Annotated in this window: 27 protein-coding genes and 1 tRNA gene; 10 read left to right on the forward strand and 18 right to left on the reverse strand. The window is 42.3% G+C overall.

The features are described 5' to 3' along the window. Nucleotides 1–18 precede the first annotated feature (18 nt). The gene (gene rpoN / locus ACEZ3G_RS03035) at nucleotides 19–1,476 is read left to right on the forward strand and encodes an RNA polymerase factor sigma-54 (protein WP_432424000.1); all 1,458 of its coding nucleotides are present in this window, start codon (nucleotides 19–21) and stop codon (nucleotides 1,474–1,476) included. Then, the gene (locus ACEZ3G_RS03040) at nucleotides 1,476–2,081 is read left to right on the forward strand and encodes a hypothetical protein (RefSeq protein WP_432424001.1); all 606 of its coding nucleotides are present in this window, start codon (nucleotides 1,476–1,478) and stop codon (nucleotides 2,079–2,081) included. Before rpoN ends, ACEZ3G_RS03040 begins: the two co-directional genes overlap by 1 nt. Before the next feature lie 19 nt (nucleotides 2,082–2,100). On the opposite strand, the gene ACEZ3G_RS03045 is transcribed toward ACEZ3G_RS03040, so the two are convergent. From ACEZ3G_RS03045 to ACEZ3G_RS03090, 10 genes are all read right to left on the reverse strand, one after another. Then, on the reverse strand, nucleotides 2,101–2,595 hold the full coding sequence (locus ACEZ3G_RS03045; RefSeq protein WP_432425138.1) for an ExbD/TolR family protein: 495 nt from the start codon (nucleotides 2,593–2,595) through the stop codon (nucleotides 2,101–2,103). A gap of 11 nt (nucleotides 2,596–2,606) precedes the next feature. Beyond that, entirely contained in the window at nucleotides 2,607–3,215 is a 609-nt protein-coding gene (locus tag ACEZ3G_RS03050) for an ExbD/TolR family protein (RefSeq protein WP_432424002.1), read from the reverse strand. A gap of 175 nt (nucleotides 3,216–3,390) precedes the next feature. Further along, nucleotides 3,391–4,071, reverse strand: a complete 681-nt coding sequence (locus ACEZ3G_RS03055; RefSeq protein ID WP_432424003.1) for a porin family protein — start codon at nucleotides 4,069–4,071, stop codon at nucleotides 3,391–3,393. Between the two features lie 83 nt (nucleotides 4,072–4,154). Continuing rightward, nucleotides 4,155–4,637 (reverse strand): ExbD/TolR family protein, encoded by a 483-nt coding sequence (locus ACEZ3G_RS03060; RefSeq protein WP_432424004.1) that lies wholly within the window; start codon nucleotides 4,635–4,637, stop codon nucleotides 4,155–4,157. Between the two features lie 26 nt (nucleotides 4,638–4,663). Beyond that, complete coding sequence (locus tag ACEZ3G_RS03065; protein ID WP_432424005.1) at nucleotides 4,664–5,272, reverse strand: ExbD/TolR family protein; 609 nt, start codon at nucleotides 5,270–5,272, stop codon at nucleotides 4,664–4,666. A 7-nt stretch (nucleotides 5,273–5,279) separates the two neighbouring features. Continuing rightward, entirely contained in the window at nucleotides 5,280–5,711 is a 432-nt protein-coding gene (locus tag ACEZ3G_RS03070) for a hypothetical protein (RefSeq protein WP_432424006.1), read from the reverse strand. Between the two features lie 24 nt (nucleotides 5,712–5,735). After that, nucleotides 5,736–6,485 carry a MotA/TolQ/ExbB proton channel family protein gene (locus tag ACEZ3G_RS03075; RefSeq protein WP_432424007.1) on the reverse strand — a complete coding sequence of 250 codons (750 nt, stop codon included), beginning with the start codon at nucleotides 6,483–6,485 and terminating at the stop codon, nucleotides 5,736–5,738. Nucleotides 6,486–6,572: 87 nt separating this feature from the next. Further along, a tRNA-Ser gene (locus ACEZ3G_RS03080) sits at nucleotides 6,573–6,660 on the reverse strand. 69 nt (nucleotides 6,661–6,729) lie between these two features. Continuing rightward, nucleotides 6,730–7,758: an asparaginase gene (locus ACEZ3G_RS03085; protein WP_432424008.1), complete on the reverse strand. Its 1,029-nt coding sequence runs from the start codon at nucleotides 7,756–7,758 to the stop codon at nucleotides 6,730–6,732. Between the two features lie 5 nt (nucleotides 7,759–7,763). After that, the gene (locus ACEZ3G_RS03090) at nucleotides 7,764–8,531 is read right to left on the reverse strand and encodes a TatD family hydrolase (RefSeq protein WP_432424009.1); all 768 of its coding nucleotides are present in this window, start codon (nucleotides 8,529–8,531) and stop codon (nucleotides 7,764–7,766) included. Between the two features lie 37 nt (nucleotides 8,532–8,568). Here ACEZ3G_RS03090 and ACEZ3G_RS03095 point away from each other — a divergent pair, with 37 nt between their 5' ends. After that, entirely contained in the window at nucleotides 8,569–9,021 is a 453-nt protein-coding gene (locus tag ACEZ3G_RS03095; protein WP_432424010.1) for a retropepsin-like aspartic protease, read from the forward strand. Nucleotides 9,022–9,051: 30 nt separating this feature from the next. Here ACEZ3G_RS03095 and odhB read toward each other — a convergent pair whose 3' ends face one another. The 3 genes from odhB to ACEZ3G_RS03110 are packed head-to-tail and all read right to left on the reverse strand — an operon-like array spanning nucleotide 9,052 to nucleotide 14,093. Beyond that, nucleotides 9,052–10,293: a 2-oxoglutarate dehydrogenase complex dihydrolipoyllysine-residue succinyltransferase gene (gene odhB / locus ACEZ3G_RS03100; RefSeq protein WP_432424011.1), complete on the reverse strand. Its 1,242-nt coding sequence runs from the start codon at nucleotides 10,291–10,293 to the stop codon at nucleotides 9,052–9,054. Between the two features lie 21 nt (nucleotides 10,294–10,314). Beyond that, the gene (locus ACEZ3G_RS03105) at nucleotides 10,315–11,280 is read right to left on the reverse strand and encodes a peptidoglycan DD-metalloendopeptidase family protein (protein WP_432424012.1); all 966 of its coding nucleotides are present in this window, start codon (nucleotides 11,278–11,280) and stop codon (nucleotides 10,315–10,317) included. Beyond that, the gene (locus ACEZ3G_RS03110; protein ID WP_432424013.1) at nucleotides 11,277–14,093 is read right to left on the reverse strand and encodes a 2-oxoglutarate dehydrogenase E1 component; all 2,817 of its coding nucleotides are present in this window, start codon (nucleotides 14,091–14,093) and stop codon (nucleotides 11,277–11,279) included. Before ACEZ3G_RS03110 ends, ACEZ3G_RS03105 begins: the two co-directional genes overlap by 4 nt. A 120-nt stretch (nucleotides 14,094–14,213) precedes the next feature. Here ACEZ3G_RS03110 and ACEZ3G_RS03115 point away from each other — a divergent pair, with 120 nt between their 5' ends. Next, nucleotides 14,214–14,729: an alpha-ketoglutarate decarboxylase gene (locus ACEZ3G_RS03115; protein ID WP_432424014.1), complete on the forward strand. Its 516-nt coding sequence runs from the start codon at nucleotides 14,214–14,216 to the stop codon at nucleotides 14,727–14,729. A 69-nt stretch (nucleotides 14,730–14,798) separates the two neighbouring features. Here the strand turns inward: ACEZ3G_RS03115 and ACEZ3G_RS03120 are convergent, their stop codons facing one another. The 4 genes from ACEZ3G_RS03120 to ACEZ3G_RS03135 all read right to left on the reverse strand — a co-directional run bounded on the left by ACEZ3G_RS03120 (nucleotide 14,799) and on the right by ACEZ3G_RS03135 (nucleotide 18,764). Continuing rightward, nucleotides 14,799–15,152 (reverse strand): hypothetical protein, encoded by a 354-nt coding sequence (locus tag ACEZ3G_RS03120; RefSeq protein WP_432424015.1) that lies wholly within the window; start codon nucleotides 15,150–15,152, stop codon nucleotides 14,799–14,801. 15 nt (nucleotides 15,153–15,167) lie between these two features. Continuing rightward, the gene (locus tag ACEZ3G_RS03125) at nucleotides 15,168–16,442 is read right to left on the reverse strand and encodes a metal-dependent hydrolase family protein (protein WP_432424016.1); all 1,275 of its coding nucleotides are present in this window, start codon (nucleotides 16,440–16,442) and stop codon (nucleotides 15,168–15,170) included. Nucleotides 16,443–16,539: 97 nt separating this feature from the next. Further along, nucleotides 16,540–17,556 (reverse strand): UDP-glucose 4-epimerase GalE, encoded by a 1,017-nt coding sequence (galE, locus tag ACEZ3G_RS03130; RefSeq protein WP_432424017.1) that lies wholly within the window; start codon nucleotides 17,554–17,556, stop codon nucleotides 16,540–16,542. Nucleotides 17,557–17,609: 53 nt separating this feature from the next. Then, the gene (locus ACEZ3G_RS03135; protein WP_432424018.1) at nucleotides 17,610–18,764 is read right to left on the reverse strand and encodes a DegT/DnrJ/EryC1/StrS family aminotransferase; all 1,155 of its coding nucleotides are present in this window, start codon (nucleotides 18,762–18,764) and stop codon (nucleotides 17,610–17,612) included. 92 nt (nucleotides 18,765–18,856) lie between these two features. Here ACEZ3G_RS03135 and ACEZ3G_RS03140 point away from each other — a divergent pair, with 92 nt between their 5' ends. From ACEZ3G_RS03140 to ACEZ3G_RS03155, 4 genes are all read left to right on the forward strand, one after another. After that, nucleotides 18,857–20,092 (forward strand): 3-deoxy-D-manno-octulosonic acid transferase, encoded by a 1,236-nt coding sequence (locus ACEZ3G_RS03140; protein WP_432424019.1) that lies wholly within the window; start codon nucleotides 18,857–18,859, stop codon nucleotides 20,090–20,092. Nucleotides 20,093–20,109: 17 nt separating this feature from the next. Then, nucleotides 20,110–20,355 (forward strand): hypothetical protein, encoded by a 246-nt coding sequence (locus ACEZ3G_RS03145; protein ID WP_432424020.1) that lies wholly within the window; start codon nucleotides 20,110–20,112, stop codon nucleotides 20,353–20,355. Nucleotides 20,356–20,415: 60 nt separating this feature from the next. Further along, entirely contained in the window at nucleotides 20,416–21,738 is a 1,323-nt protein-coding gene (locus ACEZ3G_RS03150; RefSeq protein WP_432424021.1) for a sugar porter family MFS transporter, read from the forward strand. Between the two features lie 152 nt (nucleotides 21,739–21,890). Beyond that, on the forward strand, nucleotides 21,891–22,019 hold the full coding sequence (locus ACEZ3G_RS03155) for a hypothetical protein (protein WP_432424022.1): 129 nt from the start codon (nucleotides 21,891–21,893) through the stop codon (nucleotides 22,017–22,019). 121 nt (nucleotides 22,020–22,140) lie between these two features. Here the strand turns inward: ACEZ3G_RS03155 and ACEZ3G_RS03160 are convergent, their stop codons facing one another. Beyond that, complete coding sequence (locus ACEZ3G_RS03160; protein ID WP_432424023.1) at nucleotides 22,141–22,365, reverse strand: hypothetical protein; 225 nt, start codon at nucleotides 22,363–22,365, stop codon at nucleotides 22,141–22,143. 587 nt (nucleotides 22,366–22,952) lie between these two features. Here ACEZ3G_RS03160 and msrB point away from each other — a divergent pair. Then, nucleotides 22,953–23,402, forward strand: a complete 450-nt coding sequence (msrB, locus tag ACEZ3G_RS03165) for a peptide-methionine (R)-S-oxide reductase MsrB (RefSeq protein ID WP_432424024.1) — start codon at nucleotides 22,953–22,955, stop codon at nucleotides 23,400–23,402. A 63-nt stretch (nucleotides 23,403–23,465) separates the two neighbouring features. After that, a complete protein-coding gene (locus tag ACEZ3G_RS03170) occupies nucleotides 23,466–25,004 on the forward strand; it encodes a protein adenylyltransferase SelO (protein WP_432424025.1) in 1,539 nt (512 codons plus the stop codon). The last annotated feature ends 29 nt before the right edge of the window (nucleotides 25,005–25,033 follow it).

Consider the following 25,033-nt stretch of genomic DNA (forward strand, 5'->3'; position numbering starts at 1 on the left):
GGCACTCAATCGACCTGTATGCTAAAGCAACATTTACAGTTCAAATTATCTCAAAAGCTATCCCCCCAGCAGATTCAGCTCATGAAGCTGATACAACTTCCTACACAAGCTTTCGAACAAAGGTTAAAACAAGAACTCGAAGAGAATCCTGCCTTGGAGAGCGGCAAGGATGAATCAGACCTCATCAATGATGACTACGACGACGTATTCGAAGGTGAAACGGATAATGAAACCATAACCGCTGAAGACATCAATATCGACGAATATCTCAGCGATGACGAAATACCCGACTATCGCACCAAGGCTAACAATTACAGTGCCGACGATGAAGAAAAAAGTGTACCCTATGCAGCGGGTATCTCTTTCAATCAGTACCTTCTAAATCAACTTAACACTGAATATTTGACCGAGGAGGAATGGGCCATTGCGGAATTTTTGGTGGGTAGCGTTGACGAAAGCGGATATATTCGAAGGCCATTGACCGATATCTTGGACGACCTCGCATTCACACAGAACATATATACCGATGAAAAAACCATTGGTAGAATATTGAGAACGGTACAAGAGTTGGACCCCCCAGGGGTAGCGGCCAGGTCTTTGGAGGAGTGTTTGATAATACAACTTAAACGAAAAGAACCCACACCAAGCGTTCAATTGGCACAGACCATACTTGAAAAATCATTTGAACAGTTTACCAAGAAACACTATAAAAAACTAATACAAAAACATAGTATTTCAGAAGTACAATTAAAAGATGCCATATCGGAAATTGAGAAACTGAACCCAAAGCCCGGCGGGTCATATTCAGGAAACAACCGAATCGTCGAGCATGTCGTGCCCGACTTTTCCATTAAGATCATCGATGGCGAACTCGAACTTTCCCTTAACGGCAGAAACGCCCCCGAACTTCATGTTTCTAGGGAGTACAGTAATATGTTGAAAGGGTATAAGGATGCCAAGGAGAAATCTAAATCGCAAAAAGATACTGTACAGTTCATCAAGCAAAAATTAGATGCGGCAAAGTGGTTTATCGACGCGATACGCCAAAGGCAGCAGACCCTTTTTATTACGATGAACGCCATCATGCAATATCAGAAAGAATATTTCTTGACCGGAGATGAGCGCAACCTTCGCCCCATGATATTGAAGGATATTGCCGATGAAATACATATGGATGTTTCAACCGTCAGTAGGGTGGCAAACAGCAAATATGTCGATACGCCCTACGGGACCAAATTGATCAAGGAATACTTTTCTGAGTCAATGAAAAATGACCAGGGAGAAGATGTCTCTACCAAAGAAATAAAGAAAATTCTTGAAACCGTCATCGGTGAGGAGAACAAAAAGAAGCCACTTACCGATGATAAACTGGCCTCCATATTAAAAGAAAAAGGATATCCTATCGCGCGAAGAACTGTTGCCAAATACAGGGAGCAACTAGATATTCCCGTGGCACGGTTGAGAAAGCAAATCTGATGGGGAAGTTTCTAAAGTTGGTTTCATTGGTGTTCCATCCACTTTTTGTTCCGATTGTGGGTACTTTGACCTATTTTATCATTACCCCTAAATATAGTCCCCTCGAAATTCAGGGAGGCAATGTTCTCCCTATTTTTATTCTCACGGTTATCATCCCAATAATTTCATTTTTAATCCTGAGAAATCTAGGTTTGGTCACCAACATTCATATCCCCGATATTCGTGAAAGAAAATATCCGCTGTACATCAATATCCTACTCTTGTTCTTGATCCTGTACAAAGTGATCCCGAATAATTACATTGTGGAGCTATACTATTTTTTTTTAGGGCTCATCGCCGCTTCCATGACCGCCTTATTGTTGTTGTTTCTCAATCTTAAATGTAGCATGCACTTAATGGGCATGGGCAGCCTATTGATGTTCATGATTAGCCTGAGTGTTCATTTTGAAATCAACATAACCATAGCCTTGAGCATAATAACCTTGTTGACGGGACTTGTGGCCAGTTCAAGACTTTATCTAAAGGCACATTCCAAGGCCGAATTGTTCATCGGGCTCTGTATCGGTATGACCACTCAATTGTTGACCGTCAAATTTTGGTTATAAAACTAGGTTTCAGTCCAATTTAATTATCGGTTTTTCTTAAATTCATAAAAGCATCGCCATCGTAGGTCGTATAATTTACCTTTAATGCGTTTACTTTACGCAACTCTTGTTTAATGTCCGATATCAGACCCATACCTGTACGCTTATCAACTTTTAGTGAAATGGTGGCATATGGCCTTAAATGTGCTGGCATCTTGCCAATCTGTTCGAGCACATAGGTACCAATATCGCTCACTTCGGCATATTTGTCGTTCAATTGAATTTTTGGTTCGGATCCGAAAACTGCGCTATATTTTTCTGTAGGTCTCCCCACATGAATATAGATGATGCGATCTTTCTTTTCCATTTTTTTGACCTCACTGGCATTGGGCAGTTCATTGGCGACTTTCAATGTTGAATCTTTCATAACCGTTACCGTCATAAAAAAGAACAGAAGCATAAAAACAATATCTGGAAGTGAAGCGGTAGACACTGGAGGAACTCCGCCATCTGTCTTGTTGGAATATTTTATCATCATGTATTGGTTTATTTGATTTCGGCCTCCGATAATTTTTGTGGATAGCGTCTTTTGATAGTTTCAATTTTCTCTTTAAGTTTTGCCTTTCTACCCTTTGAGGTGACATTGAGGTATTCAGATTCCATATCGGTATATTTTACCCCATATAATTTTAACGCTTCTCGATTTCTCAATTGATTATAGGCACCGACCAATTCGTTTTGTATGGCTATAAAGGTGGCATAACCAGTATCCCGTTCGCTGCTAAGCGAAATAACCGCTTTGTTCGGGTTTTCGGAAGAAAATACACTTCTTTCCCCCTGACAATAATCACAATAGTGCTCTGAGTCTAGAGTAGCACCTCCATTATCGATAAATGCGACTGCGATCCTTCTTAAATCAGTAATATCAACCAATTCATTATCGACGAGAATCTCATTATTGTGATTGACCTGTACGAGTAGTATGTTTTTATCATTATAGGGCAATGGCGGCGATATATCAATCGGCGAAAGCATACGATTAAAACCGACATCGGTCTCGATACTGGTGGTCACTAAAAAGAAAATCAATAATAAAAATGCGATATCGGCCATTGAGCCCGCATTTACCCCTGGTGTTTCTCCCCTGTTTTTCATACTTAAGTGGTTTATGTATTGGACAATACTATTTTTGCCCGCCAGGCAGGTGTTGAAAACATGTGAATTCTGGGGCACTAAATGTTGCTCTAGGAAGGAAAGGTTGTTTTAAGGGAACATTTACCAAGCATTTCCCAACCAAAAAGTAGCAACTTTCGTGCCACGACCACTAATATTAAAGGATATAAAATATGAAACCTACACGCAAAGGCTTCATTTCAATGGGTTCACCGTCAATGGTGATATCATCCTTAAAAATGCTACTCAAGGCATAATAGACGTGGGCGTTGAAAGTATTCCATCCAAAACTGAATGTCAACCCATATTGAAATTGGCGCACATCGCCGTTGGAGAACGATATTTTTTCACTTTCGGTAACAAATTTTGACCTACTTGCAAAAACATATCCCAATTTCACCCCGGTATATATTCTCCAAAACTTATATTCTTCGAGAGTGGAGTTTCTCCAACGATACTCTATCGGAAGTTCAATCAAGTGGTTTTCTATCTTACTTCTCTTAAGATCCACATTACTACCTACCGGGGAATAAGTAATAACACCGTTGATTTCCTCAGCTTTCATATTTGAATAATAGGAATTGACAGCATAGCCCAAACCTAATCCAAATGCCCTTGTTCTGCTCCGATTGATGGGAAAATCCCTGACTAGACCACCTTGAAGGCCATATGATAAGTTACGCTGGGTAATATCGTTGGGTTTGTTCCTAACAAAATTATAGGTAATGCCCACATAGAATTGATCTTCCAAATAATTAGTATCGAGCGGTTTCGAAATACCTTGGGCAGACACCTGAGAGGCACAATAAAGAAGTAAGATTGAGAAAACAAATCTCATAGTATTAAAGTTACAACAATTGATAGCACAAAAAAACGCTCCAAATAAATATTTAGAGCGTCTTTGGTTCTTTAATAACTAATTTAATTGATGTTGTTGAAGGCATCGCCTTCATACGTAGTGTAGTTCACCTTTAAGGCATTGACCTTACGCAATTCCTGTTTAATGTCAGATATCAATCCCATATTTGCATTCTTATCGACCTTAAGTGAAGTGGTCAATACATTTTGAAGTTCTTGGGCCTTTTTGGCACGTTCCATCAAAATAAAATCACCGACCTCCGAAGGGCTTGCAAACTTATCGTTCAACTGAATCTTCGGCTCACTACCGAATGTACTTTGATATTCTTGGGTAGGGGCACCCACGTAAATGGTGATTACCCTATCCTTTTTCTCAAGCTTTTTTATTTCACTGGCATTCGGCAAAGTATTCTCTACTTTGACCGTACTGTCTTTCATTACCGTTACGGTCATGAAAAAGAACAAAAGCATGAAAACGATATCAGGCAAAGAGGCAGTCGATACCGCAGGTAGCTCTCCACTCTTTTTCTTGGCAAATTTTGACATAATATTATCTTCTTTATAAAAATCGTTTAATTCGACGTAGAAGTTTCCGCCTCGGAAAACTTTTGAGGGAACAAATCTTGAATTCTTTTCACCTTCTCCTTTAGTTCGTCCCTAACGCCGCTCGGTGTTTCCGGATTAAGATACGTCGCCTCCATGTCGGTAAAATCTTGACCATATAAGCGTTGTGCCTCACGATTTCGCAAGTCGTTATATGCACCCACAATTTCGTTTTGAACCGTAATATAGGTACCGTACTTGGTCTCCCTATCATTTTTTAAGGAAATAATGGCCTTGGTGGGATTATCTGAAGATTCCGCATCTTTCTTGCCCTTACAATAGGTACATGTACCATCACCATTATTGTCCAGGAAATCCATTGCCTTAACTCTAAGCTCTTTGAGGCCTATTATATTATCATCGGCGAGCAATTGACCATTTTTATTGATCAATACCTGAAATATATTTTTCTGCTTGATAATAACATCCTCTTCCGGTGGTTCAATCGGCGGCAACATACGGTCCAAACCTGCGTCAGTCTCAATCGTGGTGGTCACCAAGAAAAAGATCAACAACAAGAATGCGATGTCGGCCATCGAACCGGCGTTTACTTCTGGTGCTCCTGCTCTTCTAGGCATAATTTTATTATTTACTGGTCATTTTTTTCAAGCCTCCATATAACATTGCCCCTACGGCAACAATGGTAAGGATAAAGAACACATTCAGTCCCATTCCAATCTTCTTGACAGTAGATTCATTCGACATGGCCATATATTCATCGGCAACGTCGGTACCACTAGACAATACATAAGAAATAATAACGACCACTGCCAAGCCCGCCACTCCGAAAAGTGTTCTTTTCAAACCGGCTGGATTGGAGAATACGTTCTTTAATCCGAAGATCAAACTTGCGGCGACAGCGATTGCCAATAGAATATAGGTTATCCAGAACATGGCGTTCATCGCACCGCTTTGAGCGGCCTCGTTGGCAGGCATCTCTTTTTCGGGCAACATAAACCACAGTACCGCACCTATCAGACCCAATACTATTAATGCTATTTTAACTATTTTGTACATAATATTTTTGGTATTAAGTCAGACTTATTTTTTATGGTCTACCAACATATCGATCAATGAAATCGAAGAATCTTCCATATCATTGACGATACTATCGATCTTTGCAATGATATAGTTGTAAAAGATTTGAAGGATAATGGCCGTAATAAGACCGAATACCGTAGTCAATAAGGCCACCTGAATGTCACCCGCAATAAGTGAGGCACTTAAGTTACCGACGGCACTAATCTTTTGGAAGGCCTGAATCATACCGATTACCGTACCCATGAACCCAAGCATCGGGGCAATGGCAATGAACAAGGACAACCAAGACACATTTTTCTCTAATTGGCCCATTTGAACACCTCCATAGGCAACAACCGCTTTTTCGGCATTGTCAACTCCTTCGCCAGCCCTATCCAATCCTTGGTAATAAATCGATGCAACGGGGCCTTTTGTATTTCTGCATACTTCTTTTGCGGCTTCAATACCTCCTGAAGCCAATGCATCCTCAACTTGCTGCTTCAACTTGGTCGTATTGGTGCTGGCCATATTCAAGTAAATGATACGCTCGATGGCCACCGCCAAACCGAGAATCAAACACAAAAGAACAATACCCATAAACCCGGCACCTCCCTGAATGAACATTTCCTTTAATACTTGAGTAAAGCCTTTCTCGGCTTCCGGCGCCGCATCTTGCAAAACCATCATCGCCGAAGTAGCTTTTGCACTTACTGTATTTGTACCTGCTACAAATAACCCAGCCGTTGCCAGGATAGAGAATAATTTTTTCATTTTTTCAAACTTAAATTAGTTAGTTAATAAAGAATAAGGTTTAAAGATAAAAAAAAAACGTAATAAACAAAGTAAAACGATTCGTTGCAGAGAGGAAGGGATTCGAACCCTCGATACACTTTTGGTGTATACACACTTTCCAGGCGTGCGCCTTCGACCACTCGGCCACCTCTCTAAGTTAGCCTTTTAAGGGTTGCCCAAATAACGAAAAAAATATTAGTTGAAGAAATTAAAGCCGGTATTTTTATGACATTTCTCCGCGTAGCGAAGTCTCGAATATTGTTTTCATCAGCTTAGGGGAAATACCGTTTCCGAGGAGATACATAAGTTTAGTTATTGCCGCCTCAGATGTAATATCCTTACCATTAATGACTTGCATCTTTTCAAGTCGTTGACTTGTCTCATATTGGCCCATAATCACACTGCCTCCTGAACATTGGGTGACGTTAATAATGAACAAACCCTTGGCAATTGCCTTTTCAAGTTCCAGCAGCAACCATTCATCGGTAGGCGCATTGCCAGCACCATAGGTCTCCAAAACCAACGCCTTAAGGCCGGGTATTGCTAGCACACTCTTCAAAACCGATTCGTTAAGTCCTGGAAAAAACTTCAATATGGCGACGTTGTTATCGAGGTCTTTATGAACACATAATTTTTTGTGGTCGCTTTTTGGGTATAGGTTGGCCTCATGCACTTTAAGGTGCACACCTGATTCCGCAAGCGCAGGATAATTCAAAGATGCGAATGCCTCGAAATGTTCAGAATTGATCTTGGTTGTACGATTGGCACGATACAATTTGTATTCAAAATACAATCCTACTTCTTGTATCACCGGGCGACCGCTTTTTTTCAAAGCGGCAATTTGAATCGAGGTTATGAGGTTTTCCTTGGCATCGGTTCTCAGATCACCGATTGGTAGTTGGCTTCCCGTGAATATCACTGGTTTCGTTAAATTCTCAAGCATGAAACTCAGGGCAGAGGCAGTATAACTCATGGTATCACTACCGTGCAGTACGACAAAACCATCATGACTTTCAAAATGATCTTCGATAATCGTTGCTATCTCGACCCAATGTCCAATATTCATATTCGATGAATCGATAGGCTTCTTGAAAGAAATGCTATCTATATGACAATCCAATTGGGCCAGTTCAGGTATGTTCTTCTCAAGCTTCCTGAAATCGAAAGGCTTTAAAGTTGCCGTTTCATAATCCTTCATCATACCGATGGTTCCACCTGTATATATGAGCAATATGTTCGTTTCGTTCTTCATATTATCTAGATACCGAAGACATTGATCGAGTTCTTGGTCGTAGTTTCAATAATGGTTTCAGTAGAAACCCCATAAATATCCGACAATCTTTCTAGTACATGAACCAGATAAGCGCTCTCATTTCGCTTTCCACGTAACGGCGCCGGAGCCAAATAAGGTGAATCGGTCTCAAGCACGATATGATTTAAATCAATTTGGTCAAGAAAGGTATCCAACTTTCCATTTTTAAAGGTGACGACACCGCCGATACCCAATTTCATATTATAGGAAATGGCCTTTTTTGCCTGTTCGAAAGTTCCTGTAAAACAATGGAAGACCCCGAAAAGATCTTCCGCTCTTTCACCTTCCAAAATTTCAAAAATCTCGTCAAAAGCTTCCCTGCAATGTATGACGATCGGAAGTTTGTGCTTTTTTGCCAATCGGATCTGATTTTCAAAGGCTTCCTGTTGTTCCTTTAAAAAGGTCTTGTCCCAATAAAGGTCGATCCCTATTTCACCGATTGCACAAAACTCATATTCTGACAACAACTGTTCAACATGACCCAGTTCCTTCAAAAAATCATCCTTGACATGTGTAGGATGCAGTCCTGCCATCAAGAACATATTCTCGGGATAGGCTTTTTTCAAATCAAGCATTCTTTGGGTATAAGTCGAGTCGATAGCCGGTATAAAGAACCTTTTTATACCATTTTTAAAAGCCCTTTCTATAACCTCTTCACGATCTTTATCGAAGGCCTCACTATATAGATGCGTATGGGTGTCGGTAATTATCATCACACAAAAATAGGACTATCTTTGTCAAAAAGAATAAATGGCCAGCCTTAAAAAGCTTCTGCTAAGAAAAAGGTACATCAAAATACCTTTGGTGCTTACCGCTACGAATCACCTTGAAATTGTGGCACGAATCAACGGAGTGAAGGGTAGGTTTATTTTAGATACCGGTGCTTCGAACACCTGTATCGGCTTTAATAAAATTGATCTGTTCAAACTCACTTCTGAAGAGACAGACATAAAGGCCGCCGGTGCCGGTGCTACCAATATGGAAACACTGATCTCACCCAAAAACCAAATTCAAATCGGTGATTGGAAGAAGAAAAAAATCAAAATCGTACTATTCGACCTCGTTCATGTAAACGAGGCGTTAACTGCACACAATGCCCTGCCAGTCGATGGCATCATTGGCGCCGACGTACTCAAAAAGGCAAAAGCGGTAATCGATTATGGCAAAAACTGCGTTTATTTGAAATCAAAGCACCCGAAATAGCGTCATACGAAAACCTCAGATAATCTGACCTTACATTTCCAATGCCTTTTTAACATCGTTATCCATTAAGATTTCTTCAGGGCTTTCCAAGGCCTCTTTTACCGCGACCAAAAAGCCAACAGATTCTTTACCGTCGATTATTCTATGATCATAAGAGAGGGCCACGTACATAATCGGGGCAATGGCGATCGCACCGTCACGGACAATGGGACGTTCGACAATGTTATGCATGCCCAGAATAGCGCTCTGCGGAGGATTGATGATCGGTGTTGACAGCATCGAACCGAAAACACCACCATTCGTTATGGTGAAGGTACCGCCCGTCATCTCATCGACAGTTATCTCGCCTTCCCTAGCACGTATCGCCAATCGTTTTACTTCTGATTCGATACCCCTAAAAGTTAGGTTCTCGGCATTTCGAATAACAGGCACCATCAATCCTTTCGGGCCCGACACGGCGATACTGATATCACAGAAATCATACGAAATCATTTCCTTGCCATCGATCATCGAATTCACCGCCGGATACATTTCAAGTGCACGGACCACAGCTTTTGTAAAAAATGACATAAAGCCAAGACTAACCCCATGTTTTTCTTTGAAATCTTCTTTATACTTCTCCCGCAATGCAAAAATCGGAGACATATCCACCTCATTGAACGTGGTCAACATGGCCGTCTCATTTTTGGCGGCCACCAAACGTTCGGCGACCTTGCGTCGCAACATCGAAAGTTTGGATCGGGTTTCACCCCGATTTCCCCCAGTGGGGCTTCCCATGGAAGGCACCGCATTCACCGCATCTTCTTTGGTGATTCTGCCATCTCTTCCCGAACCTTTTACGGCCGTGGTGTCCATTCCCTTTTCGTCCAATATCTTTTTGGCGGCCGGAGAAGGTGTTCCAGAAGCATAAGTTTCTTTCTTTGTAACCGTTTCAATGGCCTTTTTGTCATCGGCCTCTTTCGTTTCTTCCGACTGGTCATTTGCGGTATTGACATCGGAACTTTCAGCTCCTTGGCCCGAATCGGTCGGTTTGGCGGCACCGGTATCGATTAAACATACCACGGCACCAACGGCAACGGCATCGCCTTCCTCGGCTTTCAAGGTAATCGTTCCACTCTCTTCGGCAGGAAGTTCCAGGGTTGCCTTGTCGGAATCCACTTCCGCTATTGCCTGGTCTTTCTCGACATAATCGCCATCTTTTACAAGCCATTCCGCAATTTCGACTTCTGTTATCGACTCCCCCGGGGAAGGAACTTTCATTTCTAGAATCATTCTAATGATTTTAAAGTATTCTTAATTTACATTTTCAATAAAGTCTTCCTTTACCGGAAGATAATCCGTTTTTAATTCGCTATTGACCATAATTTGGTCAAAAAACAACTTCGCCCCAGTGGACTGAAGCATGTCAACATGGTTTTGTAGACTCAAGTGCAAATGGGGTTCGGTCGAATTTCCTGAATTTCCGCATTGGCCTAAAAGCTCTCCTTGCCTGACATCTTGCCCCTCTTGGACAACTATACTTCCTTCTTTTAAGTGAGCGAACAAAATGAACTCGCCATTATCAGTCTCTAAAACCACGGTATTACCCGTTAATTGCCGTGGATTCAATTCACCAGGAATATTATCGTGCACCCCGGTAACCACCTTTGCCACCCTCGCATCACATGGGGCAATAATCTCTTTGCCAAAGGCAAAATAGCTCTCGTTCTTTTTAGGATCGCCCTCATAAGAGCTTCCATTGGCGACCATCAAGATATCGTAGGCGTACTGCTGATCGGCATAATCTACATGATAGTTCTGTTCAACGGTGGTGCCTCCCCAAAAAACAAACCATTTACCGTTGAAAGGCAGCGCCATCTTTGTAACGTTTCTTTCTAAAACGGGAATCTCATCATCTTTTAATGGTTTTATGGCAAGTCCGTTTATCCTGTTTTGTGGTGTCAAAGAAATTAAGACTTCGGCCACCGCCCTTTCAAAATCCGTTCTATAAATGTGCGCTCCTTTATCGATTCGGTCAAACCTCATTTCAGTAATATCACCCATAAGGTTGTTGACGTTCTGTTCAAAAAATGCCAATGTTTGCTCTCTGGGCAAGGCTTTTTTCATGTCTACATTAAAACGGTCAAAAATCGCGATATAATCACGGTCGTTATATCGGGACATAAATTCAGTCGCCGCCTCGGCGTACCTTCCTTGTTCTTCTTGCGAAAAGGAAGCACCAAAAGTGAACAAGAGCAGTAGCAAGGTTACGAATCTCATTTGGCTTTCTCAGTTTTGACCTTTGGACGGGTCATATTGTTCTTAGACCTATCGAATACATAATCGATAACCTGTTGATGTCGCATTTTAGAACGTACCGCACTACCGGCAGCCGGTGATGCGTAGAATCGCCTCGATGCGACCCTGAACTTGTTCGCATCACTAAAATGCATCATCAAATGGCTCCATGCCCCCATATTACGAGGCTCTTCTTGCGCCCACACCAAATCATCGGCAAACTTATATTTGGCAATGATTTTCTTCATCGCTTCGCTCGGCAACGGAAACAACTGCTCCAGGCGGACAAGAGCCACGTCATCACGACCCTCTTCTTCTCTTCGGACCAGCAAATCATAATAGAATTTTCCGGTGCAGAACACCAACGATTTTACTTTTTTCACATCGGCGGATTCATCGTCAAGAACCTCTTGAAAACTTCCATTTGCCAAATCTTCGATCGTCGAAACGGCTCTTGGATGCCTCAATAAACTTTTTGGGGTAAAAATGACCAATGGTTTTCTAAAATCGACCTTCATTTGTCTCCTCAGAATATGAAAAATCTGGGCAGGGGTCGAAACATCCGCCACATACATATTATCTCTCGCGCATAATTGCAGATAACGTTCCATACGTGCCGAAGAATGTTCGGCACCTTGGCCTTCATAACCATGAGGAAGCAACATGACCAATCCGTTTTGTAGCTTCCATTTATCTTCGGCGGCGGATATATATTGATCGATCATGATCTGTGCGCCGTTACTAAAATCACCGAATTGGGCCTCCCAAATGGTCAATGTGTTCGGACTTGCCATGGCATAGCCATAATCAAAACCTACAACGCCGTATTCCGACAACAAAGAATTGTAGATTTGAAACCGCCCCTGCTTTTTCGAAATATTGTTCAAGAGCATAACTTCCTCTTCGCTCTCCTCAACCTTCATAACGGCATGACGGTGTGAGAAAGTCCCTCGCTCAACATCTTGGCCCGACATACGCACATCAAAACCTTCATACAATAAAGTTCCATAAGCCAAAAGTTCACCCATGGCCCAGTCGAGATTATTGGTCTCAAAGAACATGTTTCTTCGGTCCTTTACCAATTTTTCGACCTTTCGCAAGAATTTTTTATCGGAAGGAAGTTCGGTGATCGCCTTGGCGATCTCGGTCAGCTTCTTTTTATCGAACGAAGTGTCGACCGAATCCATCATTTCCCATTCACGCACATTGACGAAACCTTTCCATTCGTCGGCCATAAAAGGCGTTATGATCGTCTTGTCCTCTTTTCTTGAGTCTTCCAATTCTTCTTCCAGTGAAGCTTTGTACTGCTCTTCAAGTTGCTTGACATATCCCTTTTCAATTACCCCTTCGGCCAAAAGGCGTTCAGCATAGATATCGCGTGGGTTTTTGTGCTTTGCGATCGCTTTGTACAATTTAGGCTGGGTAAAACGCGGTTCGTCCCCCTCGTTGTGCCCATATTTTCGATAGCCCAATAAATCGATAAATACATCGCGTTTAAAGCGCATTCGATATTCCAGGGCAAAAAGGGAAGCATGTACGACCGCCTCTGCATCATCGGCATTTACATGTAGAACGGGACTCAAAGTAACCTTACCTACATCGGTACAGTAAGTCGACGTTCTGGCATCGAGATAGTTCGTGGTAAAACCGATCTGGTTGTTGACCACGATATGGATCGTACCCCCGGTTCGATAACCGTCAAGATCTGCCATCTGAACGACCTCGTAGACCAGGCCTTGCCCCGCAATGGCCGCGTCACCATGTACCACGATCGGTAAGACTTTGGAAAAATCGTCGGCGTAATGCGCATCTTGCTTGGCTCTGGTAATCCCTTCGACCACCGCCCCAACAGTCTCTAAATGCGATGGATTGGGGGCTATGTTCATTCTTATCTTCTTGCCGTTGTCGGTTTTCCTTTCCGAGGTCCATCCCAAATGGTACTTCACATCTCCATCGAAAATCTCTTCCTCATAATCCTTACCATCGAATTCGCTGAAAATATCCTTCGCCGCCTTGCCAAAGATATTTGTAAGCACGTTCAAGCGGCCGCGGTGCGCCATACCCATTACAAACTGTTCGACGCCCAATCGCGCGGCGCGTTCAACAACCGCATCCAAAGCAGGAATCAGCGATTCGTTGCCTTCCAGTGAAAATCGCTTTTGACCAACGTATTTGGTATGCAAGAACCCTTCAAAAGAAACGGCCTCGTTCAGCTTCTTTAAAATGTGCTTCTTTTGCGCGCTATCGAACTTCGGGTGGTTATCATTGATATTCAACCAATTTTGAATCCATTCGATACGTTCAGGGTTTCGTATGTACATATATTCGACCCCAATGGCATCACAATATATCTTTTGCAAATGGACTATTATTTCACGGAGCGTAGCGGGGCCCAGACCCAAAATCTCCCCTGCGTTGAACAACGTATCAAGGTCTTCGTTGGAGAGCCCAAAATTTTCAATATCAAGGGTCGGGGAATACTTTCTTCTCTCCCTTACCGGATTAGTTTTTGTGAACAGATGCCCCCTACTGCGATAGCCATCGATCAATCGAATGACCTGAAACTCTTTTTGCAATGACCGGGGCATGTCCAAGGGCTGCCCGTTGTTTATGCCCGCAGCATCCGTTATCGTCTGAACATCCAGTTCATCGAGCGAACTTTCAACGCCAAAATCGAAGCCTTGAAAGAAAGCTCTCCAACTTGGCTCTACGCTATCGGGATGTTGCAGATATTTGTCATAAAGCTCTGCAAAAAAAGAAGTGTGTGCAGTGTTTAAAAAGGAAAATTTATCCATAAAAAGGTTTCTCTATCCTACAAACAAAATAAATTCAAAAATACAACATTTACATTTTCTGCATGTTATCTTAGTGGCAATAATGAAGAAACTAATAGGATAATCACAAAAATAGATCAAATGGCGACCAAAAACATTTTATCGTGCCTTATCTTATTTGCTATAGGTTTTGTTGCTACCGCCCAGAATCCGAATGCCAAGGGCGACTTTTGGCGCCATGTTCGATTTGGTGGCGGACTTGGTCTCGGATTTACAAACGGCGGTTTCAATGGTTCAATCTCGCCCAGTGCAATCTATCAGGTCACCGACAATTTTGCCGTTGGCACAAGTCTCAGTTTCAACTATGCCAAATTCAATGACAACAAGCTATTGGCCTATGGCGGAAGTGTTCTTACGCTGTTAAACCCTATTGATTTCGTTCAATTTTCAGTCGAATTCGAAGAACTTCGTGTGAATAGAACCCTTGCTGCAATACCTAATGACATTAAAGATGATTATTGGTCTCCCGGCCTATTTCTGGGCCTGGGCTATACCGACAGAAATTTCACTGTCGGCATTCGTTACGATGTACTCTACGATGATCAAAAAAGTATTTACGCCAATGCCTGGACGCCCTTTGTTAGGGTCTATTTTTAATAATCTATGCGGTGCCATAGGTTATTTGTAGAGCACCATTACAAATACCCATCATATGAGTTCTGCCGCTCAATCGAATTCTTCTTTAAATCTGACCTTTTGTAATTCTCGGCGAAGTATCGAGAAGGTTACCATCTCGGCAAATTCAACAATATCACTTTGATTAGTGTCTTTAAGTGTACTTTCTGGAATATCTATCAAGTACATGAGGTTAAGATAGTCATTGAACTTTTCCATAAGAAGAAAATAGATCTTTTCATGAAGCTCGCGTTTTAAATCCTGAGGAGTAATCAAAAGTGTAAACCCCACAGATATGTTCGCCAATTGAAAATCTTTCAGCAGTTGCACGATTAGCTTTGTGTAGCGATTTTCTTTCTGGGCCTTTTGCAGAACCTTGATACAGTTAACATGATGCTCGTTCATTCTTTAAACAACCATTTACTGCTTAAAAACTTCACCATTCTTCATCACAAAAACGACATTTTCAAGCGTATTTACATTCTTAAGAGGGTTTTCGTCAACGGCAATTATATCGGCCAGAAAACCGCCTTTCAATTGACCCAGATCATTTTCCATGCCCAATAATTCGGCATTGATAATTGTTGCAGACCGTATCGTTTCGATAATGGGCATACCCGCCTCGTGCATGAAACCAAATTCTTTGCCATTTTCACCGTGAGGAGAAACCCCGGCATCGGTTCCGAAAGCGATAGGAACTCCCTTTTTATAGGCCTTGCCGAACGTAGCTTGGCTGACAGGACCTATTTCGCGTGCTTTCTGGGCCACTATCGGGGGAAGAAACCCAGGTATCTCGGCCATTTCGGCCGCTGCCTTGCCTGCAGAAATAGTGGGCACCAAATAAGTTTTATGTTGTATCATCAGATCCATGGTTTCCTCACTCATCAGGGTACCATGCTCAATAGTTTTAATACCACCTTTGACCGCCCTTTGCATACCTTCATCGCCATGGGCATGGGCCGCGGTCAACATGCCGTAATCTTTGGCCGCTTCGACGATACCCCTAATCTCTTCTTCGGTAAACTGGGGATTTTGCCCGTTCTTTGCCACGCTCATTACACCACCGGTTGCCGTAATCTTGATTACGTCGGCCCCATTCTTGTAGCGTTGCCGTACCGCTTTCTTGGCATCTTCAGGAGAATTGACAACACCTTCCATAGGCCCGGGATCCCCCATCAATTCCTTTTTCATTCCATTGGTTGGGTCCGCATGCCCCCCAGTGGTCCCGATGGCCTTGCCCGCCGTGAAGATTCGGGGCCCTTTCACAACACCTTTGTTAATTGCGTTTCGTAGTGCGATATTCACTCCTGAGCCCCCCAAATCCCTGACCGTGGTAAAACCGGCCATCAAGGTTCGTTCGGCATAGACAGTTGATTGAAAAGCGATATCGGCCTCGTTCTTGGTAAAACGCTCAATGTATCTCGAAGGACTCGATTCTCCTTCGATATGAACATGCATATCTATGAAACCGGGAAGTACAAACTTACTTTTCAAGTCTATGACCTTATCATTCGAAGTACCGTTGACAAAGCCGTCTTGAATACTTTTTATCCGGTCACCGGAAACAATAATGGTTTTTTCGGATAATAATCCACCCGATTGGGGATCAACAATCTTTCCACACTGTAAATAGTAGTCCTGCGCCGTAATAACCGTGGTCAAAAATAGGATGAACAGCAGTAGCAGTTTTTTCATTCTGTTGGTATTTCAAATAAAATGAGGGGAATATACGTAATATTCCCCTCATTATCATAATTACCTTTAAATGGTCCTATTCTATTTCAAATGGGCGTCATCCCCGTATTTTCCGTTCCCAGTCCCATGCAGATTTCATTGCTTGGTCAAGGGTATACTCGGCCTTCCAACCCAAAACTTTGTTCGCCTTGGTCGTATCGGCATAAGCGGTAGTTATATCACCTGGCCGTCTTCCGACAATTTTGTAGTTCAGTTTTTTTCCCGAAACCCGTTCAAAACTTCGAATGGCCTCCAAAACCGAACTTCCTTTGCCCGTGCCCACGTTGAAGACTTCATAGTTCTCTTTATTTTTGGCTTCTAAAAGTCTTTTTAGGGCGACCACATGGGCTTTTGCCAAATCGACCACATAAATATAGTCGCGTATGCATGTGCCATCTTCGGTCGGGTAATCATCACCAAAAACGGATAACTGTTCTCTTAAGCCAACACCGGTTTGCGTAATAAACGGGACTAGATTTTGCGGAACGCCTATCGGCAGCTCCCCTATTTCGGTGCTCGGATGTGCCCCCATCGGATTAAAATAACGCAGCGCGATCGCATTCAAATTGGGGGTCACCTTACATGTATCGGCAATAATCTCTTCGCCCATCTGCTTTGTATTGCCATAAGGAGATTCGGCCGGTTTGACGGGCGCATCCTCTGTAATCGGCATCTTATCGGCCTGACCGTAAACGGTACAGGAAGAACTGAAAATGAAGCTCGACTTATCCTTTTTTTTCAGTTCCTTTAACAAATAAACAAGGGTGCCAATGTTATTTTCATAATACAGCAATGGTTTTTCAACACTTTCGCCAACGGCCTTGGACGCCGCGAAATGGATAACGCCCTCGACATCATGGTGCCTTTTGAAAAAATCCTCGACTTTGGCTTTTTCCTTAAGATCCAGCTTTTCGAAAATCGGGGTCTTACCCGTAATGGCCGTAATTCCCTTCAATACATTTTCAGAAGAGTTCGAGCAATCGTCTATAATGACCACTTCGAAACCTTCGTTTTGCAATTCGACAACTGTATGCGAGCCGATAAAGCCCAACCCGCCCGTAACAAGTATTTTCATTTAATTATAATCTTTGGTTAGTGTACGAACGTCAAAATTAGCAATATCGTTTATCACGCATTGACAAAACCGATGACCGTAGATGAAATAAAGGCAATCTGCTCATCATCAAGCTCGGTATGCATCGGCAACGAGATGACCTCTTCGACCAACTGATTGGTAACCGCGAAATCTTTTTCATCATATCTAGTGTCGGCATAAGCCTTTTGCCTGTGCAAGGGTATCGGGTAGTATACACCGCACGGAATATTTTTCTCGCCCAGATGTGTGACCAAGGCATCCCTTTTTCCATTGGTTATCCGTAAGGTGTACTGATGAAAAACATGGCAATCACATGTATCGTTACCATCTTTGCAGGTGTGGTTTGTTCTGGGCAACACTATGTTTTCCTGACCGTAAAAAGCGGCCGAATACTTGTCTGCGGCTTCCCTTCTACGGTTGCAATATTCATCCAATTTTGGCAATTTGGCCCTTAAAACGGCGGCTTGAATCGAATCTAAACGTGAGTTTACGCCCACGACATCGTGATGGTACCTTTCATACATGCCATGGTTCACGATTCCTCTTAACCTATGTGCAAGGGTATCATCATTGGTGAAAATAGCCCCTCCATCTCCATAGCAACCCAGATTTTTAGACGGAAAGAATGAAGTCGCACCGACGTGGCCCATGGCACCTGATTTTTGTTTATCGCCATTTTTAAAAGTATAGCTGGCACCTATGGCCTGGGCATTATCTTCAATGACATAAAGATCATGCTTTTCGGCAAGTGCCAAAATTGCATCCATATCGGCACATTGGCCAAATAGATGAACAGGCACGATTGCTTTTGTCTTTGGTGTAATTGATCTTTCTACAGCGGCCAAATCGATATTGAAAGTCTCGGGATCCACATCGACAAGAACCGGGGTCAATTGCAAAAGGGCGATTACCTCGACCGTTGCGGCAAAGGTAAAATCAGCGGTAATGACCTCGTCGCCCGGCTTCAAACCCAACCCCATCATGGCAATCTGTAGGGCATCGGTACCGTTAGCGCACGGAATAACATGTTTGACCCCCAAATAATCTTCAAGTTCTTTTTGAAAAGCATGTACTTCCGGTCCATTGATAAAGGCCGATGTTTCCATTATATTGACCAGTGCGGAATTGATTTGGTCTTTTATTCCCTCATATTGGCCGCCCAAATCGACCATCTGGATTTTTCTCATCGCGAATTTTAAACAAGTTTCGACACAAAAATACGAAACGGCGAACTATGATTTCTTTAAAGAAACGTAATTTAGCCCCAAACGATACTTAGGTGCAATTTGTCTATAATTTTGTAGCGCTCATCAGCTGGTTCTTTTTAAAAGCGGTGGCACTTTTCAACCCAAAGATCAGGCTTTTCGTTCAAGGCAGAAAAAATGTCATTCCGACCTTAAAGAATGCCATTTCAGGATCCGATGAAATTATATGGGTACACGTCGCATCATTGGGAGAGTTCGAACAAGGGCTTCCAATAATGGAGAAATTACGCACCGAATTTCCAACGTATAAAATATTGGTAAGTTTTTTTTCCCCATCGGGATATGAAATCAAAAAAGATACCCGGGTCGCAGACCTGACCACATATCTTCCTATCGATACGGCCAAAAATGCCACTCTTTTTTTAGAATTTGCCCGTCCTAAATTGGCCATATTCATCAAATATGAAATCTGGCCGAACTATTTGAAAGAACTAAACAAGAGACAGATCCCGACCATTTTGGCCTCCGCTATATTCAAACAGAACCAAATATATTTTAAATGGTACGGTGGCTTTATGCGCGACACCCTGAGAACCTTTTCGCATATTTTTCTACAGGACGATTCGTCAGCCCGATTGCTCGAATCTATAGGAATAAAAAATACAACCGTTAGCGGTGACACGCGCCTCGATAGGGTTTCAGAAATTTTGGAACGCGATAACCGGCTTTCTTTTCTAGAGCAATTCAAAAAGAACCGTCTGTGCTTTGTGGCAGGAAGCACCTGGCCAGAAGATGAGGCTATTCTTGTCGATTACATAAACAACGCGCCCAAGGGCCTTAAGTATGTCTTGGCACCCCATAAAATCGAAAACAACAAAATATTGGGGCTGACCGGGGCGATTTCGAAGAAAACGGTACGCTATTCAAAATTTGATGAAAATACCATTGCCGACTTTGAGGTACTCATTATTGACCATATCGGACTGCTGACCAAAATATATAGCTATGCGGATATTGCCTACGTGGGCGGGGGTTTTGCCACAGGTCTTCACAATACCCTTGAACCTGCCGTTTTTGGAATTCCTGTAATTGTCGGCCCTAATTACCATGGTTTCAAGGAGGCCGAAGATCTAGTGGCCAAAAAAGGGATTCTATCGGTCGCCGATAGCTTTCAGTTCAGTGAACTGATGAAAAAATTGCTCGACGATGTAGGACTTCGTTCAAAAAGCGGAACCATAAACGCATCCTATATTTCCAAAAACAAGGGCGCAAGCATCCAGATTATTGAGTACATCCGTAAATTACTCTGAACCTGTTTTGCCCTGATATGAATTTTTTTAGGATCATCCTACTTTCGGCCATATGCCACACTTTTATTTCTTGTCGCGAAACTTTGGGAGAACAACACCAAGATTCTAGAAAAGAACAATCGGTTCCATCATACGATTCGGTGCAATTGCGAAAAACACCTGACGTTGACAAGTCACGTGATTCTGACGATACCAAACCTAAGAAACCTTTACGGTCTAAAAAACGTGATACACTAAAACCATTGCAGGCGAAACTGCAATAAAATGACTTGAGTTCGTTTGTCGATTTTTGTTAGCTTTACAAAAACCAACAAACCATCTCAATGAATTCCAAGATTTTAAGAATTTCCATGATCGCTGCACTAGCAGGATTTTTGTTCGGATTCGACACCGTAGTTATCTCAGGGGCGGAGAAAAAATTGCAACTCCTTTGGAACTCCTCAGATGCCTTTCATGGTACGGTCGTAATCGGAATGGCCCTTTTCGGCACGATAGTAGGAGCCGTATTCGGTGGCTTTCCTACCAATAAAATAGGTCGAAAAAATACACTAATTTGGATTGGAATACTTTTTACGGTCTCGGCAATTGGTTCTGCATTCGCAAATGATCCTTATACTTTTGCCATCGCAAGGTTTATCGGAGGTCTGGGAATCGGGGCCTCGACCGTTGCGGCACCCGCCTACATCTCGGAAATTGCCCCCGCCGAACATCGTGGCAGACTGGTCGGCCTATATCAGTTTATGTTGGTATTCGGTATTTTGATGGCATTCGTTTCGAATTATGCCCTGAGTGATATGGGTGATGATGATTGGCGGTGGATGGTCGGGGTAGAAGCCTTCCCGGCGATTATCTATACTATGTTCGTCTTCACTGTGCCCAAAAGTCCGCGTTGGCTTTTGACCAAAAACAGAATTCACGAGGCACGCGAAATTCTTGCCGCGACAAATCCTGAATTGACGGTAGAAGCTTTACAAACTAGTATGGATGCCACACAAGGAAAGCATGAAAACTCCGAAAGCATTTTCATGAAGAAATATCGATTTCCCTTGATATTGGCATTTTTGATCGCTTTTTTCAACCAATTTTCGGGCATCAACGCATTTTTGTACTATGCCCCACGAATTTTTGAATCGGCCGGATTGGGTGAAAGCACTGCACTATTAAGCAGTATCGGTATCGGAATTACCAATCTGTTATTTACTTTGGTCGGCATATTCTTGATCGACAGGTTGGGCCGAAAACAATTAATGTATATAGGTTCGGTAGGGTACATCGTATCGTTATCATTGGTATCGGCCGCCTTTATCTTGGAGTGGAGCGGACTAGCGGTACCCATTTTTCTTTTTCTTTTCATTGCTTCTCATGCAATTGGCCAGGGGGCTGTTATCTGGGTATTCATTTCAGAAATATTTCCGAACCACCTTAGAGGTTCGGGACAATCATTCGGCAGTTCAACACATTGGGTACTAGCTTGGCTCATACCTTCATCAATTCCATTTTTGTTCGGGTGGATAGGCCCAGGGCCCGTGTTCGCCTTTTTTGCCTTTATGATGGTGCTCCAATTATTGTTCGTTCGTTTCATGATGCCAGAGACCAAGGGCGTTTCTTTAGAGGCCCTTACCAAGAAATTGATCAAAGGAGAATGATAGACCAAGGTCTTTAAGCTTAACGGCTTGTCGATTATTTCGACCTTTTATCGCCTGAACACACTAATTATGAAGCTGTTAGTCGAAATAATTGTTGAAAAATCCTATTATTCGACTTCAAATCACTACATTTAAGGTAAATAATAATAATCATGGAACAGGAAATTACCTTCGGCGCAAGGTTATTGAACGGTTTCTTAAGTGTAATGGTGGTCGTTTTGGTAGGTATTTTACTTGCCGTTGTCGTTAGCCTTATACTTTGGGCGTTCGGTTTCTTTTAGAAAATGCCGTATTAATTTCCCCAAATTTTGTGCCCCTATTTATTGTTTACCATTTTGATTTTGACAAGTACCAAAAAAGCCCCTTATCGGGGCTTTTTTTAGTCTGTTCCAATCATTAAAACTAATCTACGGTAAGCCTGCCGTTTAACCGTTTATCAATTTTCTTTTTCTTTACGGTTATTCTTTTCATGAGATCCATCAACTTCTCATCTTTGGTCTCCTTATATACCTCGTTGATCTTCAATATTAAATCCTTGGCTTCCCGAGAAGCCGTTACCCTATCGCTAGTAGACATATTGCTCATTTTCCTACTCTCGAATTCCAGGGCCAATTCTGTAAAATCCATGCTTGTTTTTATGCTAAGATACTTTAAACCAATAGGTTTAAGGTCCAGTATCCATTGTTAATCCTTATTAAATAATCAGCTTTCTATATTTGTGAAAACTTTAATATGCACAATATAGTAAGTGAAATCTTAAATTTAAATTAAATCATAACATTTTAATAAAAAAATAATCGAAACAGAAACACTTCCCGACATATAGGTCTATCTAACCAATCGGATCCGTACTAACTTTTTCGCGATACCCGATGTAACAAAGATTTTATAACGAAGATGCAAGAAGTTATGATAAGGGCATTTACGTACATATTAAAGCAACCGCGCTACATCATTACTTAAATACACTACCTTTCAATGTTATGAATGGTTTGTAACGGCAATAGCCATTGGTTCAAATAGTATTCGCCAGGTAAAACTTCCCTTTCATGACATTTTGTTTCTAATCACCCACTAACTTGAACTATGCGTATTTATGAACCTGTAAATTGAATTACTCTTGGTTATTAATTAAAGCACTTCAAGCCCAGGGCCCAAATAAAATATAATATGGTTTTGATAGTATATTTGTATAATACTATAAAGATCGAAGCATGTTAACTTGGAAAGACATTATACACTTTACGGTTAGTGGAAACCCAAAACCTGATCGAAGGGTTGAAAAGACCGAAGAGGAGTGGAGGGCGATATTGACTCCCGAACAATTCAGAATCACGCGAAAGGCTGGAACCGAAGTACCTCACAGTGGCGCACTATGCAGCAGATATGATGCCGGAAGATACAACTGTGTATGCTGTGGCACCCCTTTGTTCGATTCGACGATAAAGTTCGATTCAGGCACGGGTTGGCCAAGTTTTACCCAACCCATGAAAGAAAACGCGATCAAGTATATCAAGGACAGTTCATTTGGCATGGTTCGTGTCGAGGTTCAATGCAACACGTGTGACGCCCATCAAGGCCATGTCTTTCCAGATGGCCCGGAACCCAGTGGTCTAAGATATTGCATCAACTCCGAGTCGTTGATACTCCAGACGGATGCATAAAAAGCGCTTTAATATAACCAAAGGGGCATCATTTTGACTTTAAGTTTAAAAATAAACGACCGTTTGACCAAAGAGTTGCCTGCCGACCCTATTAAAGAAAATGTAAGAAGACAGGTAAAGGAATCTTGCTTTTCTTATGTTAAGCCAAAAAAACCTGGCAATCCGTTTCTTTTACATACATCTCCCGAAATGATCGGAGCACTAGGTCTTTCGGATGCAGATAGCAGTTCAAAAGATTTTTTGGAAGTATTTACAGGCTCGCAGATTTTGCCGAAAACCAATCCCTACGCCATGTGCTATGGCGGACATCAATTCGGCAATTGGGCCGGACAATTAGGTGATGGAAGAGCTATCAATCTTGCCGAAATAGAACACGACGACAAACGCTGGGCATTACAATTGAAAGGTGCAGGCGAAACTCCGTATTCACGCTCTGCAGATGGCCTTGCAGTGCTTCGCTCCTCCATTCGAGAGTATCTGTGCAGTGAGGCCATGCACCATTTAGGAGTTCCAACGACTCGCGCATTGTCCTTGGCACTTTCAGGGGATCAAGTATTGCGCGACGTCATGTACGATGGAAACCCTGCTTATGAAAAAGGAGCCATTGTTACCAGGGTCGCCCCATCATTTCTGCGTTTCGGAAGTTATGAGATTTTTTCGGCAAGAGGAGATAAGAAGACATTGAAGACATTGGTCGATTACACCATACGCAACCACTATTCCCATCTCGGGAAACCTTCAAAAAAAGCATATGTCAATTTTCTCAAGGAAGTGGCCATCAAGAGCTTGAAAATGGTCATTCATTGGCAAAGGGTAGGTTTTGTGCACGGCGTTATAAACACTGACAACATGTCGATTTTAGGACTCACCATAGATTATGGCCCTTACGGATGGTTGGAAGGTTACGATCATGGATGGACACCTAATACCACAGACAGGGCAAACAAACGATATCGTTACGGCGCCCAGCCTCAAATCGTGCTATGGAATCTATTTCAACTGGCCAACGCCCTCTATCCTTTAATCGAACAAGCCGAACCCCTTGAAACCATATTGAAAGAATATCAGGAAGAACTTGATGCAGCCCATTTAGCGATGATGCGGTCTAAACTCGGATTACAACTAGAAAACAATTCTGATATTATGCTAATTGAGGTTTTGGAGAAGATGATGCAGCGTTCTGAGACCGATATGACCATTTTTTTTAGAAATCTGGCCAATCTTGAAAAAGGCGCTTATGAAAATTGGTTTCCCGTGGTGAAAAAGGCTTTTTATAGACCCGAAGAAATAAGAGATCGAATAAAAGAAGAATGGTTTGATTGGTTTAAAAACTATGCCGAAAGGTTATCCTTGGAAAAATTAGGCGATAATCAACGTAAAATTGAAATGAACAAGGTCAACCCCAAATATGTTCTGCGCAATTACATGGCCCAATTAGCGATTGATGAAGCCGACAAAGGAAGTTATGGACTGATTGAAGAGCTATTCGTGTTACTGAAAAAACCCTATGATGAACAGCCGGGCAAAGAAAAATGGTTTGCCAAACGGCCCGAATGGGCTAGACACAAGGTAGGATGCTCCATGCTTTCCTGTAGCTCTTGAAAAATTATCGGCCAAACCTTATGGTGTAA

Origin of the sequence: Meishania litoralis (assembly GCF_042611095.1) — a bacterium.
Taxonomy (GTDB): domain Bacteria; phylum Bacteroidota; class Bacteroidia; order Flavobacteriales; family Flavobacteriaceae; genus Meishania; species Meishania litoralis.